Origin of the sequence: Marinobacter fonticola (assembly GCF_008122265.1) — a bacterium.
Lineage (GTDB): Bacteria > Pseudomonadota > Gammaproteobacteria > Pseudomonadales > Oleiphilaceae > Marinobacter_A > Marinobacter_A fonticola.
The window spans coordinates 2,701,645-2,719,809 of sequence record NZ_CP043042.1; the positions used below are offsets into that span (position 1 = coordinate 2,701,645).

At 57.4% G+C, this 18,165-nt stretch carries 13 protein-coding genes and 2 tRNA genes; 7 read left to right on the top strand and 8 right to left on the bottom strand.

Annotated features, from left to right (window positions below):
• Nucleotides 1–57: 57 nt before the first annotated feature.
• Nucleotides 58–2,394: a phosphoenolpyruvate synthase gene (gene ppsA / locus FXO11_RS11965; RefSeq protein WP_406565650.1), complete on the bottom strand. Its 2,337-nt coding sequence runs from the start codon at nucleotides 2,392–2,394 to the stop codon at nucleotides 58–60.
• Between the two features lie 512 nt (nucleotides 2,395–2,906).
• Here ppsA and ppsR point away from each other — a divergent pair.
• The gene (gene ppsR, locus FXO11_RS11970; protein WP_148863188.1) at nucleotides 2,907–3,722 is read left to right on the top strand and encodes a posphoenolpyruvate synthetase regulatory kinase/phosphorylase PpsR; all 816 of its coding nucleotides are present in this window, start codon (nucleotides 2,907–2,909) and stop codon (nucleotides 3,720–3,722) included.
• 65 nt (nucleotides 3,723–3,787) lie between these two features.
• Here ppsR and FXO11_RS11975 read toward each other — a convergent pair whose 3' ends face one another.
• Together FXO11_RS11975 and FXO11_RS11980 are read right to left on the bottom strand one after the other, a co-directional pair.
• Nucleotides 3,788–6,712 (bottom strand): insulinase family protein, encoded by a 2,925-nt coding sequence (locus FXO11_RS11975; RefSeq protein WP_148863189.1) that lies wholly within the window; start codon nucleotides 6,710–6,712, stop codon nucleotides 3,788–3,790.
• A gap of 44 nt (nucleotides 6,713–6,756) precedes the next feature.
• Nucleotides 6,757–7,206, bottom strand: a complete 450-nt coding sequence (locus tag FXO11_RS11980; RefSeq protein ID WP_148863190.1) for a methylglyoxal synthase — start codon at nucleotides 7,204–7,206, stop codon at nucleotides 6,757–6,759.
• A gap of 211 nt (nucleotides 7,207–7,417) precedes the next feature.
• Between FXO11_RS11980 and FXO11_RS20480 the strand changes: the two genes are divergently transcribed.
• The 3 genes from FXO11_RS20480 to FXO11_RS11995 all read left to right on the top strand — a co-directional run bounded on the left by FXO11_RS20480 (nucleotide 7,418) and on the right by FXO11_RS11995 (nucleotide 10,968).
• A complete protein-coding gene (locus FXO11_RS20480) occupies nucleotides 7,418–8,038 on the top strand; it encodes a hypothetical protein (protein ID WP_227545884.1) in 621 nt (206 codons plus the stop codon).
• A 191-nt stretch (nucleotides 8,039–8,229) separates the two neighbouring features.
• Entirely contained in the window at nucleotides 8,230–9,684 is a 1,455-nt protein-coding gene (locus FXO11_RS11990; RefSeq protein WP_148863191.1) for an MORN repeat-containing protein, read from the top strand.
• Between the two features lie 93 nt (nucleotides 9,685–9,777).
• Nucleotides 9,778–10,968 (top strand): response regulator, encoded by a 1,191-nt coding sequence (locus tag FXO11_RS11995; protein ID WP_148863192.1) that lies wholly within the window; start codon nucleotides 9,778–9,780, stop codon nucleotides 10,966–10,968.
• On the opposite strand, the gene FXO11_RS12000 is transcribed toward FXO11_RS11995, so the two are convergent.
• A complete protein-coding gene (locus tag FXO11_RS12000; RefSeq protein WP_148863193.1) occupies nucleotides 10,954–11,568 on the bottom strand; it encodes a nucleotidyltransferase family protein in 615 nt (204 codons plus the stop codon). The genes FXO11_RS11995 and FXO11_RS12000 overlap by 15 nt on opposite strands.
• Before the next feature lie 166 nt (nucleotides 11,569–11,734).
• Here FXO11_RS12000 and FXO11_RS12005 point away from each other — a divergent pair, with 166 nt between their 5' ends.
• Nucleotides 11,735–12,586 carry a 6-pyruvoyl trahydropterin synthase family protein gene (locus FXO11_RS12005; RefSeq protein ID WP_148863194.1) on the top strand — a complete coding sequence of 284 codons (852 nt, stop codon included), beginning with the start codon at nucleotides 11,735–11,737 and terminating at the stop codon, nucleotides 12,584–12,586.
• 98 nt (nucleotides 12,587–12,684) lie between these two features.
• Nucleotides 12,685–12,867, top strand: a complete 183-nt coding sequence (locus FXO11_RS12010) for a hypothetical protein (RefSeq protein WP_148863195.1) — start codon at nucleotides 12,685–12,687, stop codon at nucleotides 12,865–12,867.
• A 38-nt stretch (nucleotides 12,868–12,905) separates the two neighbouring features.
• Here FXO11_RS12010 and FXO11_RS12015 read toward each other — a convergent pair whose 3' ends face one another.
• On the bottom strand, nucleotides 12,906–14,213 hold the full coding sequence (locus FXO11_RS12015; RefSeq protein ID WP_148863196.1) for an ATP-grasp domain-containing protein: 1,308 nt from the start codon (nucleotides 14,211–14,213) through the stop codon (nucleotides 12,906–12,908).
• Between the two features lie 491 nt (nucleotides 14,214–14,704).
• Here FXO11_RS12015 and FXO11_RS12025 point away from each other — a divergent pair, with 491 nt between their 5' ends.
• On the top strand, nucleotides 14,705–16,195 hold the full coding sequence (locus tag FXO11_RS12025) for a M17 family metallopeptidase (RefSeq protein WP_148863197.1): 1,491 nt from the start codon (nucleotides 14,705–14,707) through the stop codon (nucleotides 16,193–16,195).
• 154 nt (nucleotides 16,196–16,349) lie between these two features.
• Here FXO11_RS12025 and FXO11_RS12030 read toward each other — a convergent pair.
• From FXO11_RS12030 to gltX, 3 genes are all read right to left on the bottom strand, one after another.
• A tRNA-Glu gene (locus FXO11_RS12030) sits at nucleotides 16,350–16,425 on the bottom strand.
• 9 nt (nucleotides 16,426–16,434) lie between these two features.
• A tRNA-Ala gene (locus FXO11_RS12035) sits at nucleotides 16,435–16,510 on the bottom strand.
• 94 nt (nucleotides 16,511–16,604) lie between these two features.
• Nucleotides 16,605–18,089: a glutamate--tRNA ligase gene (gene gltX / locus FXO11_RS12040; protein WP_148863198.1), complete on the bottom strand. Its 1,485-nt coding sequence runs from the start codon at nucleotides 18,087–18,089 to the stop codon at nucleotides 16,605–16,607.
• Nucleotides 18,090–18,165: the final 76 nt, after the last annotated feature.

Here is an 18,165-nt window from a genome sequence, read left to right on the forward strand (position 1 = left end):
AAAGAAAAGCCGGTGGGGGCACCACCGGCTTTTTTAGAACCGTATTTCAGGCCAGCATTAAACCAGCTCTTCGTCAGCGAGGAAGAACCAGGTATCAAGTACGGAGTCCGGATTCAGGGACACGCTGTCGATGCCCTCCTCCATGAGCCACTTGGCCAGATCCGGGTGATCCGAAGGGCCCTGGCCGCAGATACCGACATACTTGTCGGCCTTCCTGCACGCTTTAATGGCATTGGATAGCAGCTTTTTGACCGCCTCGTTCCGCTCATCAAACAGGTGCGCCACGATGCCGGAGTCCCGATCAAGGCCCAACGTAAGCTGCGTCAAGTCATTGGAGCCGATGGAGAAGCCGTCGAAGTGCTCGAGGAACTCATCCGCCAGCAATGCGTTGGCTGGAAGTTCGCACATCATGATCACGCGCAATCCCTTGTCGCCACGCTTGAGTCCATTTTCCGCCAACAGCTCAACCACCTGGCTGGCTTCGCCTACGGTACGCACGAACGGCACCATGATTTCGACGTTTTCGAAGCCCATCTCTTCGCGCACTTTTTTCAGCGCGCGGCACTCCAGCTCAAAGCAATCCCGGAACGTTTCGGAAATGTAGCGCGACGCACCACGGAAACCGAGCATCGGGTTTTCTTCGTCCGGCTCGTACAACGTACCGCCAATCAGGTTGGCGTACTCGTTGGACTTGAAGTCGGACAACCGCACGATCACTTTCTTGTCGGCGAACGCCGCCGCCAGCGTGGAAATACCTTCAACCAGCTTGTCGACGTAGAAGTCGACCGGCGACGCATAACCGGAAATACGCTTCTCGACGGTCTGCTTGATGTCCCGGGGTAGCCCATCGAAATTCAGGAGTGCTTTGGGGTGTACACCGATCATGCGATTGATGATGAACTCCAGGCGGGCCAGCCCTACACCTTCATTCGGCAATGACTGGAAATCGAAAGCCCGGTCCGGATTACCGACGTTCATCATGATCTTGAACGGGATCGTCGGCATCGACTCGACCGTGTTCTTGCGCAGCTCGAAATCCAGACTGCCCTCGTAAATCAAGCCGGTATCGCCCTCGGCACAGGATACAGTGACTTCCTGACCTTCCTTCAACACATCGGTGGCGTCGCCACAACCGACAACCGCGGGAATACCCAGTTCGCGGGCAATAATTGCCGCGTGACAGGTACGACCGCCCCGGTCGGTAACGATCGCTGCGGCGCGCTTCATAACCGGCTCCCAATCCGGGTCGGTCATATCGGTCACCAGCACATCGCCGGCTTGGACGCGGTCCATCTCCTGAATGCTGGTGACAATACGAACACGCCCTTTGCCGATCCGGTGACCAATACTACGGCCCTCGACGATAACCTTACCGGTTTCCTTGAGCAGATAACGCTCCATGACATTCGCTGCGACCCGGCTCTTTACAGTCTCCGGACGCGCCTGGACGATATAGATACGACCGTCGTCGCCATCCTTCGCCCACTCGATATCCATCGGGCGCTTGTAATGTTTCTCGATGATCAGAGCCTGGCGAGCCAGATCTTCAACTTCGGCATCGCTAATACAAAAGAGGTTGCGCTCATCCTGCTCGACCTTAACCGTTTCCACCGATTTGCCAGCTTCAGCGCTATCGCCGTAGATCATTTTGATAGCCTTGCTACCGAGATTACGACGCAGTACCGCGGGGCGGTCGGCTTCAAGATTACGTTTGTGAACGTAGAATTCATCGGGATTGACGGCGCCCTGTACGACAGTCTCACCCAGTCCGTAGGATGCTGTAATAAAGACGACATCCTGGAACCCGGATTCGGTGTCCAGCGTAAACATGACACCGCTGGCGGCAGTTTCACTGCGCACCATCTTCTGAATACCGGCGGACAGCGCGACCATCTTGTGATCGAAGCCGTGATGCACGCGATAGGAAATGGCGCGATCATTGAACAACGAGGCAAACACCTCGCGAACCGCGTGTTTGACGTGATCCAGGCCAACAATATTGAGGAAGGTTTCCTGTTGTCCAGCGAAGGAGGCATCCGGTAAATCTTCCGCCGTCGCAGATGAGCGCACCGCTACCGCCATATTGGTGTTACCCGCCTGAAGCTGGGTGTAGGCGTCTTCCAGTGCCTTTTCCAAAGACGCGGGGAACGGCGTTTCCGAGACCCACTGCCGCACCTTTGCGCCGACACGGGCCAATTCGTTGACATCGTTAATATCGAGCGCGTCGAGCGCGTCGTCGATACGGTCCTTCAGGCCGTCCTTGGCCAAAAACTCACGATACGCATGGGCTGTCGTAGCGAAACCACCCGGCACGGTCACTCCGGCGTTGGCAAGGTTACTGATCATTTCTCCTAGCGAGGCGTTCTTGCCACCAACCCGGTCGACATCTGACATGCCCAGGTTTTCAAACCAGATGATGTAATCTTCCAAAGCGCATCTCCCTTAAATCTGTGAGCTCTTTTGGCAGCAGGTTACGTCAGTGTGATATTTACGGCTTCAGTTGTTCTGTCTACGCCCAGGGCAAGACGCGGCTCGCCGGGAATGGCCGCTTCCTTGCCCATAGCCGTATTACGGCCATGGGCGTGGACAGACCAACTCCTCGGGCCTCCCTGTGTACACCGCCGCCGCGTTGCAGGGCTTAGCAAGGGTGCGCTATTCCCGGCGACCTGCGCTTAGCGACGAAGTACTAAACGAAGTACCACAGGGAGGCTGAAGCCGTAAATATCACACTGACGGAGCACCAGCCTCTCGAATATCGCACGTATCATACTGTAACCTGCGAAGATAACCTAGGGAACTACCTACACGGCCTACCGGGTCCCCAATGGATCCACGCTGGCGGGGTTTGAGGGGCGGATTCCCACCGCTCCTTTCTGACAACGAAAAAACGGAGCCAAACAGATCACATGAAACGGACGGCCTTTTTTATCTCCGACGGCACAGGCATCACTGCCGAAGCGTTAGGCAACAGTTTGCTTGCCCAATTTGAAAAAATTCATTTCGAGCGCATTACCGTTCCGTACATTGACGATCTGGAGAAAGCCGCCAATGTCGTCAATCGCATCAACAAGTCGGCAGCCCTGGACGGCGACAAGCCGCTCATCTTCGACACGATCGTCGACAACACGATCCGAGCCGAAATTACCAAAGCCAACGGCTTCATGATCGATATCTTCGGTACGTTCCTGCGACCACTGGAGCAGGAACTCGCCGCCTCATCCTCCTATTCGGTGGGACGCTCCCACTCCATCTCCAACGAATCCAACTACGAACGCCGTATTCACGCAGTCAACTTCGCACTGGATAACGACGATGGCGCCCGCACCCGCTATTACGACGAAGCGGACATCATTCTCATCGGCGCCTCTCGTAGCGGCAAGACGCCGACCTGCCTCTATCTCGCCCTGCACTACGGTATAAAGGCGGCCAATTACCCGATTACCGAAGACGATATTCACGACCAGCGCTTGCCCAAGGTCCTACGACCGCACCGAGAAAAACTGTTTGGTTTAACCATCGATCCGGACCGGCTAGCCACCATCCGCAACGAACGACGCCCCAACTCCCGCTATTCTTCAACGAAGCAATGTCAGTTCGAAGTCGAGGAAATTGAGCTGATGTATCGACGAGAGCGAATGTCCTACCTGAATACAACGGCGTATTCAGTCGAGGAGATTTCAACGCGGATTATGGTGACAACAGGTATCGAGCGGAACCGCTAGCGCCCGGCTGGGACCTTGCGGCTCCGCCCGAAACCGGGTTTACCACCCGGACGGCGGCAATCTGCCTATAGCTCGTGGATGTCCAAACCTGCGGACTCCAGCACGGAGCGGTGCTGCGGGCTGGTGATCACGGCTGTGCTGGCGCGTTCGGGCACCAGCCATTCCGCGGCCACGCGTTTCAGGTCGTCGATCGTCACCGCAAGCACCCGTTCACGGAAGCGCTTCTGTTGCTCCGGCGTGCGACCGAACAGGCGACTGTGGAACGCATGCTTGGCTTCGCCAGCCGGTGAGCGCGGTTTGTCGAGCTGCCCCACCACGCCGAGGATGGCCTCTTCCAGCGACTGCGGATCGTGATCGGTTTCCTGCAGCCAATTGAGCGCACCATCGAAATCGTCCAGCGTCTCAACCAGGCGCGGATCGCGGTATGAAAAGAAGCGGAACGTACCGTTAACGCTATCCTGTGCCGCGCCGCCGCCGTACGCGCCCCCTTGCTCGCGGATTGCCCGGTGCAGGAAGCCGTTGCGCAGGAAGCCCCCTAACACGCTTAGCGCCGCCGCGTCGGGATGGTCGACCGCGACGGTGCTATAGGCCTTGGCACAGAAGTTAACCTGTGTCGATGTGAGCCAGGCCTGGCGCACGGTTTCACTCACAGGCGGCACCTTCCATAGCTCGGTTTCGATAGAAGACGCCCTGGGCCAGGCCGAGCGCAGGTCGTCGATCATCGGGTCAAGTTGTTCGGACTCGCCGACGACCAGGAACTGGCGAGCCTGTTCCTGGATACGACCATGGATGGCGGCAAGCTTGCTGCACAAGTCCTTCAACGCCTGCTCTTCTTTAAGAGAGTCGTCCAGCGCCTTGACACCCTTGATCGCCGCCAGGCCACCCAGCTTGAAAGCCAGCTGCGCGCCAGGACTCAACCCCTGGGAAGCGGCACCCATCGCCAGCGCATGACCGCTACCGGTGACGGCCTGCTCGCGCCGCGAGCGAATCTGGGCGACGATTTCGCGGATACGAGCATGCTCGTCGAACCGGGCACTCGTGAATACATCCCGCAGGAGCTGGGTCAGCTTGTCCTTGTTACGGGCCAGAGCCTTGCCGCTGAGCACCAGATAGCCGCTCAGGTCCTGTACGTCGTCGACGCGACCTTTGGCCACCGAAAACGCACTAATTCCGCCGGATTCCGCCGACATACGGTCCTGCATGGCGAGATAATCGAGCTCACCGCAACCCACTTCGGTCAGACACGTGGTGTATAGCGGCAGCAGCAATAGCTCCTCTTCGCTCATCTTGGGTAACGGCAGGACAACCTGTTCGTAAACCAGGCCGTTGGTGCCCTGGGCGTAGGCCGTCGCCGGGAAGTCCTCGAGGATGCGCGCCTCGGGCTCGGGCAATTGGAGCGGTACATCGCTCAAGTCGACCTTCGGCAATATGGAGTCGTCGTCCTTGCGGTTCTGACGCTCTTCCAAGGCGGCCGCGCGATCGACAATGGCCTTCGTCTCGTCTTCGGTCAGTGTCGACTTGCGACGTTCAAGGGCCTCCGCCACCGCTTTCTGCTGACGAGATTCCATCTGGTCGTCGGGCCGCAGGGTCAGGGTCACGCGATGGGGATTATCCAGCAGCATACGGCGAATCAGATTAGGCACGTACTGCGGGTCTTTGATCTTCTCGCGCAGGCGGGCCAGCACCGGCTCCAGATCCAGTAGCTCCACGGGATCGCCGCCGTGAACCATGGGCGAGATGGAGGCCATGATCAGTTGCAAACCGTAAGGGAACTGGTCGCCCGCAATCTCCCGCTGATGCAGCTCTAGCTGGTGCAGGATAGCTTCCAGGCGGTGCTCGCTGACGCCTTCCTTCGCGACGGTTTCCAGCACGCTCTCTATCAGCGCTTCCAGGTCCCCGGCGCGGCCGGGTTCGCTGCCTTCAATCCCGCAGACGAACGTCATTTCGCGGTTGGAATCCTCCAGCCCGCACATCGGCGACGGCGCGTGCCCGATATCCGTGGTTTCCAGCGCACGCAAGAGCGGCGACGCACTGTTTTCCAGCAGAACGCTGGCCATCAGGTGGGCTTCCAGATTTTCCTGTAGATCAAAACTGTGCCCCAGCAACCAGCCCATCACGATGTGGGTCTTATGATCGGTGTCTTCGCCGGCGCTGACCGGATAGGCCTGATCCGCGCGGACCGGCGCGAAAAAGCGTTTCTCGTCATGGACCGGCAGTTCGATGTCTTGCTGGTCAAAGCGGGCCAAGGCCAGGGACTCGAAGCGCTCATGGTGCTCGATCGCCGGAATATTGCCGTAGGTGGCAAAGATCGCGTTGCTGGGGTGGTAATGGTGGCGGTAGAACTGCAGCAGGTCCTCGTAACGCAGGTCGGTAATATGGTCCGGCTCGCCGCCACTGTTGTAATGGTAAGTGGTCGTCGGAAACAGATGACTGCTCAAAATCTGCCAAAGCTGGGACGTGGCGGCGCTCATGGCGCCCTTCATCTCGTTGTACACCACGCCGCGATGAACCAGCGGGGTCGATGGATCAGCCGGTTCTTCGAACTCCAGCCGATGGCCTTCCTGGGAAAAGTCCACTTCATCCAACTTGGAGAAGAACACCGAGTCCAGGTAAACCGAGAGCAGGTTGTCGAAATCCTTGCGATTCTTGGTCGCAAACGGATAGGCCGTCCAATCGCTGCTGGTGAAGGCGTTCATAAAGGTATTCAGCGACCGGCGGATCATCATGAAAAATGGATCGCGCACAGGATAACGCTCGCTACCACACAGCGCCGTGTGCTCAAGGATGTGAGCGACGCCCATCGAATTCATGGGAAACGTTCGCAGCGCCACGAAAAATACGTTCTCGTCGTTATCGGATGCGAGATGCAGGTGAGTCGCGCCGGTCTTGCGATGGCGGTATTCCTCCACATCGATATTCAGTGTATCGATGCGATGCGTGCGAACCTGTTCGAACGCGGGATGCACGGCTTGGTCTCGATTCTTGGTCATTACGTTATCCTGATAATCGATAGGATTTCAGTCGACGTCCCCTCTCAGGCAGACGGACTTACGACAGCACGGTTTCGATAGGCTGAAAAATCGGGCTCCCGCCGTTGATACTGCTGGAAACAGGGTGAGCTCACGATAAAATCCGCTGAGCTTTCGTTACACGCTATCGGAATATTCCACAGTGTCGCAATGCGTAGGAGCGCTTTGATATCCGGGTCATGGGACATGGGCTCCAATGGATCCCAAAAGAAAATCAACAAGTCGACCTGGCCCTGCGATATACGTGCACCGATCTGCTGGTCGCCACCCAACGGGCCACTTTGCAGGCGCTCCACGTCAAGACCGGTACGTTCGGTTACCAGCTTGCCGGTGGTTCCGGTCGTTAGTAGCTCGCAGGCAGCTAGTAAATCCCGGTTGCGGGTGACCCAATCGATCAAATCCAACTTCTTGTTGTCGTGGGCAACCAGTGCAACGCGCCGAATTCCTTCACTCATAGGACCCTATCCTAATATCCAGATACCGGCGCCGTTTATCGGCGCCGGCAAACATAATCGTCCGTTTAGGGTAACATGCACTATCCATCATGAAGCACCTGTAAAGGAACCATGGTGCAGTTAATGGTTGAATTAGTTACTCTCTATTACATGACTATCGATGCAATACGCTCCTTTCAAGACGGATCGTATTCAGGACAACGCCATACGCATGACAGCACCTCTTTCCCCGGTCCAGACCGCACAGGAACGCCCTGAGACGCGCGCGACAAGTACCGCCAACACGGCACCGGAAACCCCGGATAATGTCCCGCCGCGGCCAGAGCCCGGTAGCGCCGAACTGGCACCTTACTGGTTCGCACGTAAACGGTACCTAAAAGAAGTCCGTCGTGTACCGGAATTGCGCCAACGCTACTGGAGCGCCATTCTGCTCTACCTGTTGCGCCGGGTCCTGTGGTCCTTCGGTTTTTTCCCGATCCTCATCGCGGTCTGGTTCCCGCTGGTCATGGCAAGTTTCAACCCGGTTGTGATGGTGAACGATATTCTGCCCGACCTGCAGGCCTTCGTGGCTGCCAACCCGGAGGTCCAGGCCAACACGTTGCAAACCCTCGGCATTGCCTGGCTATCGATCGGTTTCTTCTTCCTGATCTTCGATTTCGTGCTCACGCCCTTCCGCTCGCCTTACGAGTATGAGGCAGACGTCTACATGCGCGCCTGGGAACAGCGTCACATGGAAAAACAAGCGCAGGCGGCAGCGGCTGAGCCAAATACAGTGAATGCCCCTGAACACGCCCTGACGACGACGGACAAACACCTAGCGACGAGAGAGTGAACCCGGTCCGCGTGAAAGTGTGAAACGTGCGGCAAACTGCGCAACTGCGTTCACTTTCTGTTACATAAGGCGTCGCCGACCCGCTAGTATGCATGGATGAAAGGTATCCGAAGGTAGACCGTTCCTGGTCCCCCGGAGCGCGCCTGCCCAGGCAGGCCGGTCAGTTGTTCTGCATCCATCCGAGGTCGTTCATGGTCGATTTCAGGCCACTGCTATTCATCAATGCTTTGGCACTTATGCTCTTGGTCACCGCCGGCTTTGCATCCATCCAGGATGACGGCGGCCCCCTGCTCAGTGCTCGCGCCTTGATCGAGAAGGCGCCCAAGTCCCCCGACAAGGCACCCAAGCCCCTCGACAAGGCACCCGACACGCCCCAGCCGGACAACAAAGCCTCCCCATCGGTTCAATCGCCAGCGCCAGGGGCAGACAACGCCGCCGTATTCGCAGATGTCGGCACGGCACATAACATCTCAGAAGCCGCTATTCCAGACGCCGGCGATGCTGTCCCGATAAGCGCAAACGAATTGAGCGCCGCGCAGGGAAGTATGGAAGGCGCCAACACCGATCTACCCTCCGAAGGCTCGAACGCGCCAAAAACGGCAGATAGCTCGCCGGCACAATTGGCCCTGATTTCTCCACAGGTATCGGTAGAGAGCACCGACGCGACGGTCTCTCAACCGGAACCGCCGGTTCCACCTTCCACCGCGCAACTGACCTTACGCTCCAACGTGCTCGGGGATTCGGTGCGGATCAACGGAAAATCCTATGGTTCCACTCGCCTCGATATCGAGTTGAACCCGGGCGACTACGACGTGGTCATCAGCAAAAAAGGCTACAAGAACTGGTCACAGACCCTTCGTCTCGACGCTGGCGACGATCTGACCTTGCGTGGTCAACTCGAAGAATATACCCGCGTGAACTACCAGGATGGTATCTGGGTGGGCGGCGTACGCACTGGCGACGGTACCTATACCGGCGAAGAAGGTAGCGGCGAAGGTGGATTGGAATACACGGGCCATTTCGTCGACGGGCAGTTCCACGGCAAGGGCACCGCCCTCTATCCCGACGGCAGTCGCTATCGGGGTGATTGGTCCGCGGGCAAGCGTAGTGGCGAAGGGACGTTTCGCGCGGCTGACGGATCGAGCTATACCGGCCAGTTCGATAACGATGAATTTAATGGGCAAGGCACCCTCACCCGCGCTAATGGCGATGTATTGACCGGGCAGTGGTCCGGCGGTCGCCTGGAGGGCCACGGGTCACTGACCACGGCCAATGGCATGTTCTACGTCGGGGGCTTCAAGGCCGGTAAGTTCCACGGCGAAGGCACCCTGACTTACCCGGACGGCCGGCACTACCAAGGTGGATTCTCCAACGGCGAGTATCATGGCGAGGGAAGCGAAATCCTCTCCGACGGTAAGAAGTACGTGGGCCAGTACATTGAGGGTGATTTCCACGGCCAAGGTACGCTGATGAATCCGAACGGCAGTTCTATCGAAGCCACATTCCGCTACGGCGAGCCCTACGGCCAAGCCAAGCTGGTCACGCCGGAGGGCGAAATATTCAATGCCCGCACCAGCGAGCCGGGCGTTTGCTACCGGGAAAAAAGTTACCGGGCCACACAGTGCCCGCCGCTGGAAGGGTGGTAAGCTTCCTGGCGCAAAAAAGAACGAATACGGGCTGGCCGGCACAACGCCAATCAAGATCAGCCTTTTACAAGAGTGAATCATTGAGGTTGTATCATGGCGATCAAGAACGCACTTCTGGTGGACGATTCGAAAGTGGCGCGCTTTGCGCTCAGCAAGCTCCTGGAGAATCGAGAAATGCAGGTCAACATGGCAGGATCGGCGGAAGAGGCGCTGGACTTCCTCAATGGCAACGTTCACCCGGACGTGATCTTTATGGACCACCTGATGCCGGGCATGAACGGCGTCGAAGCCATCAAAGCGATCAAGGGCAACCCGGCGACAGCGGGTATTCCGATCATCATGTGCACCTCCAAAAAATCCCCGTCGTTTATGGAAGAAGCGCGCAACTTCGGCGTCTATAACATCCTCACCAAGCCGCCTCAGAACGACGGTCTGAACACGGTGCTCGATCAGCTTTCATCCGATGTGAACAATGACAGTCTGCCGGATGTACCCGCGCTGGAAACCATGACCGAACTGGCCCTTGATATCGAAGAGGAGCCGCTGGATCTGCCGGAGAACGCTTCTCTCGAACTATCCCCGAAGAACGGCAAGGCGTCTGCCGTCGTTGACGAGCATCGTGCCGACGACGACGAGGCGCTGGAGCAACGGGGGCCGAAGCATCAGATGGAGGAACAACCTGACGAACAAGCCGCGGACACGGCCGGTCCGCAGGTGGTGCCGCTCACCAGCGACTTGATCGAGCAGATCGCCCGTTCAGCGGTGAAGACCCACATCAACAACCGTCTGCACGAACTGTTGAGCAGCCTGTTCGACGAGCAGTACGCCCATCTGAAGCGCCTTTTGGACGATGAAGAGCGCAAGCAGAACGACACCCTGACAACGGAACTCAAGGCGCTCCGCGAGACTTTCGATACCCGCACTCAGGGACTGAAGGATGAGATCGTTGCGGAAGTGAATCTGAGCCTGACCCGCGAACTGGCGGATCTTAAAAAGTCCATGCAGACCGGTGCCGGACTTTCTCCCAACGACATGGCCGAACTCAAGGATCACATTACCAGCGTTCAGACCATCGATACCGAGTTCTGGCAAACGCTGCAGTCCGAGGCTATCCAGCAAGCCCATGACATTTCCCGGGAGACCGCTGAAGATATTGCCCAGCGCACCATCGAACTCTATGTGCATCAGCAGCGGGCAACCGCCTCACGGACCTATACCATCGGCCTGGCGATCAGCTTGAGCATATTTACCGTTGGCATTGCGTGGCTGTCAGGTCTCTTTTAAGGCGTTTTGCGCCAGACGCGTGGAATGGCGCAGCCTTTGCCATTGCGCCACAGTATCGACATCGTCCCGCGCGCCCGGCGCCGGCACTGCAACTGCTCCGACCTGACGCAACAGCCGCCCCGCTCCCGCATCCCCGTCCAATGCCATGAGTTCAGGCCAAAGCCAGCCTGGCAAGTAGGCCGGCGCTCCCACAAAACCGCCCAGATCGGCGGCCACAGGCTGGTCGCCTTGCGTGCGATCTACTGCCGCAACCAATCCGGACCAAAAGCAGCGCTCGATGGCCGGCTGATCGACCAGCAGAACAAAGACACCGCGTGTTTGGGCAGGCAACGACTCAAGCCCGGCTTGTAACGATGATGCCATCCCCTCCTGCCATCGTGGATTGAAAACCCAGCGATCAGGTTGCTCGGAGCACCGAAAACGCACGAGCGGATAGTGGCTACCGACGACAACATGGATCGGTGAGCCTAATAACCGGGCCCGTTCAATAGCATTCGCGAGTAAGGACTTTCCACACCATGGCATCGCCGCCTTGGGACGCCCGAAACGACGTGAAGCGCCGGCAGACAACACCAGAACAGCCATTTCACTGCATTTCATCGACCTTATTCTCCGGTTCACCCACGACGCGAATGGGAAACACTGCTGGAGGCGGATTTTTGCTAGAATCGCGCCACGGAGCCTTCGAACACGTCCGGATCCTTTTGGAACCTGACGCCTCGAAAGCTCTCCAATCCTACACGCTTAAACGAGAATAGAGCGATCCATGAACCACCTTTTCGTCGACAATCTGACTGTTATTGACTTTGCCTACCTTGACCATCACCGGGGGCTGGTGGGGGAAAGCTGGATTGTCGATGTCGTTCTGGCGGGTGAACTGGACGAACAGGGCATGGTGTTCGACTTTGGCTCGGTCAAACGCACCATCAAGCGGGTCATCGACGAGCGCGTCGATCATCGCCTGGTCGTTCCCAAAGATCAACCCGGGCTGCAGGTGCGCGAACACGGCGATCGTGCCGAGATTGAATGTCCGCTGGCCGACGGCAGTGTCGTGACCCATGGCTCGCCACTTGAAGCCGTACTGCTTATTCGCGGCCACAAGGTAGTACCCTCCGCGGTATCAGCGCTGCTTCAGGACGAATTGCGTGCCGTGCTGCCCGCTAACGTCACCGGCATCGACGTTCACCTACGCGAAGAAGAAATCGACGGTCCCTACTACCATTATGTGCATGGCCTTAAGAAGCATCTGGGTAACTGCCAGCGCATTGCCCACGGCCATCGTTCACGCATCCAGATCCAGCGCAACCACGCCCGCGATCAGCAACTGGAACGCGAATGGGCACGTCGCTGGCAGGATATCTACATCGGCACCGAGGAGGATGTCACGGCGCGCTTCGTGGAAGACGATATCAGCTACCTGTCCTTCACTTACGAGGCCAACCAGGGCGAGTTCAGCTTGACCCTGCCGGCCAGCCGCGTCTACCTGATGGAGACCGACACCACCGTCGAGCTGATTGCGGCGCATTTGGGTGACGCCTGCAAGCGCACCTACGGCGAGGATGAGATTCAGGTGAAGGCGTTCGAAGGTGTGGGGAAAGGCGCGCTGGCGATTCGCTAACGTTCGTCCGACCGCCGTTAGCGTCCGGCCAGCCCATCTTGAACAAGGCGCTGTCGCCGTCAGGATAGTGTCCACTTATTTTCTAGCGGCCACTTAACATGAACGAATTAAGCGTAACCAAGCTCTACCAACGCCGTCACCGGTTTTCCCTCGAATTCAAAGCCGAGATTGTCGCCAAATGCCTGGAACCCGGGGCCACAACCTCGCTGGATTTGCCCGAGGATCTTGCTGCAGTTAGTAAAGCCTCCGGCCGTTCAGACAAACTGGCCAGCGACCGATAACGACAGGCGCCGCTCCGGAATTACTGGCCAGTTTTTAACTAGACGTAGAAGTCCAGGTCCTCCTGGGATTTCAGCAAATCCCGCATTTTGATGGGGTCATCCCCGAAGAAGAACACCAGACCCCAGTGGGTACCGAAGGCGTTCCGGTCCGGAACGGTCTCCTCGGCCGGTGGCACCAGCTCGTGAAAATCAAAGTACGGATGGTCAACGCACTCTGTAGGCATCTCCAGCTTGCTGACCACGCGGCGGCGGGGATAGACACCGAAGCAGCCGGCGTAACCTTTCGCGCCCTCGACTTCTTTGGGGAAGAACGCAGCGACTTCTTCCTTCGTGCTCTTTGGATCGAAAACCAGCATGGTCGCCTGGTAGGCACTGAAACCATAAGCCCGCTCAATCAGCTCAAAGGCCTTGAACCCCGGCGGGCGATAGGCCACCTCGCCAAAGTACATGGTGCCGTCACTGGTCACGAAATACTCGGGATGAATCTGACCAAACTTGATATCGAAGGTTTTGATTAGCAGCTCGATCTGTTTGGTAATCGCTTCCCGCCAGCTTTCCAGTTCTTTTGTGGCAGGTACGAATACCGAATAGCCCAGGGTGACGTATTCCGAGATATTCAGGAACTGGATCTTTCCATCGTGGATCCAGGCTTCAACCGCGAACTCCCAGCCACTCAGGTGGCTTTCCATCAGCAGCGGATACTCTTCGTTCGGAATCTGGTCAATCTCCTCCACCGTGCGGATCATCCGGTGACCCAGGCAGCCCGCCTTGTCGAAGGCCTTGACGTGAATCGGATCGTCAGGGTCGCCATCGAGCTTGAGCAGTGTCTGGTTAACACGCTTCATGAAACGGACGATGTCCTCTTTCTCGTGGGCCTCCTCGAAGATACCGACGCGGATACCGCCAAGCTGAGCGCGGCGCTTCATCAGGGCCTTGTCACGGAACAGAATAGACTGCCCATACATGCGAGGATTGTCCATAAGGACAGAGTTGATCGCACCGGACCACTCAACCGTTTCTTCAAACAACGGGACGGCAGCATCAACGCCTTCTTCTTTCAGCCTTGTAGCAATCTCCATGGACCGGTCATTCAGTCGGATAAAATCCCATGGAATGAACGGTATGTTGTTGGCGGCGCAAAAATCCGCGGCCCAATCAGGTGCGACCACAATGTAGCGACGATCGAAATTCTGTGCCGCCTTGACGGCATTAACGCTCCAGCCGAGCAGGGCGATATAGCCCTTGTTCGGATCCTTCGGGGTCTCGGTGCCTTTGACCGAGGGCATTTCCGGATCGCGCCAGGCCAGGACTTCCTGTGATAGTTCAGATTCAGGCATAACGGTCATCAGGTACTCTCCTTTTTATTTACGCAACAAAACGCTGAAATCCCTTTGGAAAAACGTTTCAGATCAGAGCCCTTGGGCGCCACGGCGTAACCCGTCGTGCACAAAGGCAAGTTTGCGATGGGCTGCTTCCGAGAGTGCGAACGGATAGATGTCTGCCAGACCCATGAGCGGTTCACATGACTGATTCGTGTTGCTAGTGTGGCCGCTACATGAACCAGTGTAGCCGTATCTGGCTCTGAGTATAGGTCCCAGTTATGGCTTGGCATTTCCGGCGACGTCAGACCGGTTGCCACAAAGCTGTCAGTGGTGAGGTTGTGGGACCAGAGGGTTCCGGAACCAACGGGATTCGTAAATGCCTTCATATTCAGGGAAGTCCCTTCCTGATGCGCAGTGCGGCAAAATTCGTGCTGTCAAGGTTGATGTATAGACCTGTGCGCAACAAATAACCAACTATACTTGTACCTATAACCCTTTCAGAAGGAGCTTCACGCATGAAGCCCGAATTCCCCGGATCATCCTCACTGTCGCTCCAGAAAGACCAACCGGTTCCCTCTGACTGGGACTTCAAACCCAACTCAGGTGTGGTTCTCCTGGTGCCTGATGCTGACCGGAAAGTAATAGAGAATACGCCTTGGTCTGACGATCTGGGAGAGCGTCTTTCGGCCCATCCGAAAACGGCCAACCCGGTGTTTCTCTCCATGCCTGGGGGTGAGAGGGCGGTGGTTGTGTTCGTGGCGGAACAACTTCAGACATTCAAGGCGCTGACTCTGGCGCGCAAAGTTATTGGGCCCCTGATAGCGGACCGGCTGGACGAGATAAATGTTCTTTGCCTGCTTAATGATGAGGTGGCCGCAGGTGCGATGGCTGAGGCCCTCTTGGCTGCGGCCCATGCAGCGCTTTTCCAGTTGCCTAAAATTACCGGCAAGGCTTCCGAGACAAATAACCTGAAAGCCATGAACTATTTCGGGAGCCTCGGTAACGCTGACTTTGGGTATGTCGAAGCAACGGCCGAAGGCAATAACCTGGCCCGCTGGCTAACCCATTTGCCGGGCAATTATCTGACGCCTGGTATCTATCGGGAATTTGCCGAATCACTTGCCCACCGGGAAGGCTGGACAGCGGCGTTCTATGACCGGGATAAATTGGAGGAATTGGGTGCTGGCGCCTTTCTTTCGGTTGTCGAAGCCAGCCCGGTCAGGGACGCAGGCATACTTCACATGGAATACCGCCCGCCGGGGGCTGAAGGGAAACCGCTCGCACTGGTTGGCAAAGGCATCTGTTTCGACACCGGTGGCAGCAACCTGAAAGTGGGCGGCAGTATGCTGGGCATGCACGGCGATATGCAGGGTAGTGCCGTGGCACTGGGTGCCTTTCTGGCCATAACCCGCATGAACTTCGACCAACCTGTGGATTGCTGGCTGGCGTTGGCGGAAAACCATATCGGATCCCGGGCGGTGAAGTGTAATGATGTCATTACCGCCCTGGATGGAACCACAATCGAGCTAATCAACACCGATGCTGAGGGTCGAATGGTGCTGTCGGATACCCTCGCGCTGATATCCCGGGGAAAACCACGCGCGATCATTGATTACGCAACCCTAACGGGTACGGTCGTCGCTGCCCTGGGGCAACGAATGGCGGGTGCGATAACCAATCGCCGTGACTGGGTCGAGCCTCTCATTCAGGCGGGTGAGCGTTGCGGTGAAAGAGTTTGGCCGTTTCCCTATGAAGACGATTACGATGAGGATCTGGAGTCGCAAGTCGCCGATACCCTGCAATGCAGGACCAAAGGGCCGGGTGACCACATCTACGCAGCACGTTTACTGGGCCGTTTCGTCGACAAAGACATCGGCTGGGTTCACGTGGATATGGCCTCTTCCGGCACCCATCCGGGAGGGCTGGCGCAGATACCGACTGACTTGCAGGGCTTTGGTGTGCGCTTTGGGGTGGAATGGCTCAAAAAGGTGGCAAACGCAAGCTAGTGTGCCGTGCGGTTAATTCGCCAGTCAGAAACATGCGGCCAAACTCCAGGCATAAAAAAACCGCCACATATTCGGGCGGTTTCTTTATTTCCGTCAACCGGCGGACTAAACCGGTCTTGGAACGGGAAAGCGTTCTACGAACAACTTTCCGAAGTGGCGTCCCCTAGGGGGTTCGAACCCCTGTTGCCGCCGTGAAAGGGCGGAGTCCTAGGCCACTAGACGAAGGGGACTAGTAAAATTGGTGGAGCCAAGCGGGATCGAACCGCTGACCTCAACACTGCCAGTGTTGCGCTCTCCCAGCTGAGCTATGGCCCCGTCAACGGAGGCGTATATTAGTGATACCCCCCCATGTCGTCAACCCCTGGTTTCGATTTTTTTTCCCGGCGTTGGCGGCAGTTGCGGAAATCGCCTAGTCGGCGCCCAGTGCGGCGTACTCCTTTTCGACCCGTTTGGTCTCCTTTTTCGAGAAGCCACCGAGAACCTGCAGCGCATGGCGAAGACGCGCCCGAGTCATATCAGGACCCAGCAGCGCCATGGAATCCATGACCGACCATGAATTCGGCGTACCGGCAATTGCCACGAAAATCGGGAACATGAAATCCCCCATCTTCAGACCCATTGATTTAGCGAGACCTTTAACATCGGCGAAGATGGCGTCCTTGGTCCAATGCCGTTCGGCCTCCAGCTTCCACAAGGCAAACTGCAGGACACGCTTCACGCCGCCCTCCTCCAGCTTGTTGTGAGCGAAATCCTCCGGCTTGAGGTTCAGGATGCCCGAGAACATGAAACTGGCCATAGGCGCCACGTCGCTAAAGACTTCCGCGCGTCCGCGGATGTGCGGCACCAGCGCCTCAAGCGACTCACGATTAAACCACCACTTCTGCAGGCGCTCGACGAAGGCCTGGTCGTCCAGATCTTCGCGCAGCCATAGGCCGTTCAACCAGCGCAATTTCTCGACATCGAAGACCGGTCCGCCCAGGGATACCCGCTGAATGTCGAAGCTATCGATCATTTCCTGCAGGCTGAACTTCTCGCGCCCATCGGGCATCGACCAGCCCATACGCCCCAAATAGTTGAGCACCGCTTCAGGAACGAAGCCCATGCGCTCGTAGAAATTGATGCTGGTGGGGTTCTTGCGTTTGGATAGCTTGCTCTTATCCGGATTGCGCAGTAGCGGCAGATGGCACAACACCGGCATCTCCCAGCCAAAGTATGCGTACAGTAGCTGGTGCTTGGGCGCTGAATTGATCCACTCTTCGCCTCGCAGGACGTGAGTGATAGCCATCAGGTGATCGTCCACCACATTCGCCAGATGATAGGTGGGCATGCCATCTGACTTCAGTAGAATCTGGCAGTCCACCTGCTGCCAGTCGATCTCCACCTGGCCACGCAGCATGTCGTCGATGACACAAACGCCTTCATCCGGCACCTTCATGCGGATCACATAAGGCTCGCCGGCCGTCATACGGCGCTTGACCTCATTATCCGGCAGCTCCAGATCGCCCTTGATGCCAGGGTTCAGCCCTTGGGCTTTGCGCTCTTCGCGAATGCGCTCCAATTCGTCCGGTGTGCGGAAACAGTAAAAAGCATGCCCCTTCTCCACCAGCGCTTCGGCATAAGCGCGGTAGTCATTCTTCCGCTCGGACTGGCGGTAAGGACCGTGCGGGCCCCCGACATCGGGGCCCTCGTCCCACTCCAATCCCAGCCAGCGCAATGCATCGAGAATGTCCCGCTCGGATTCGTCGGTGCTTCGAGCCTGATCCGTGTCTTCGATACGAAGGATGAACTGTCCACCGTGCTGACGTGCAAAGCACAAATTGAACAAAGCAACGTAAGCGGTGCCAACGTGGGGATCACCCGTGGGCGACGGCGCAATGCGGGTACGAACGGTCATGAAAGAATCCTGTGAACGGACGGCGCCTTAAGCTATCGGCTGCCGGCTTAGTGAATTCGAAGCGCACATTATAGCG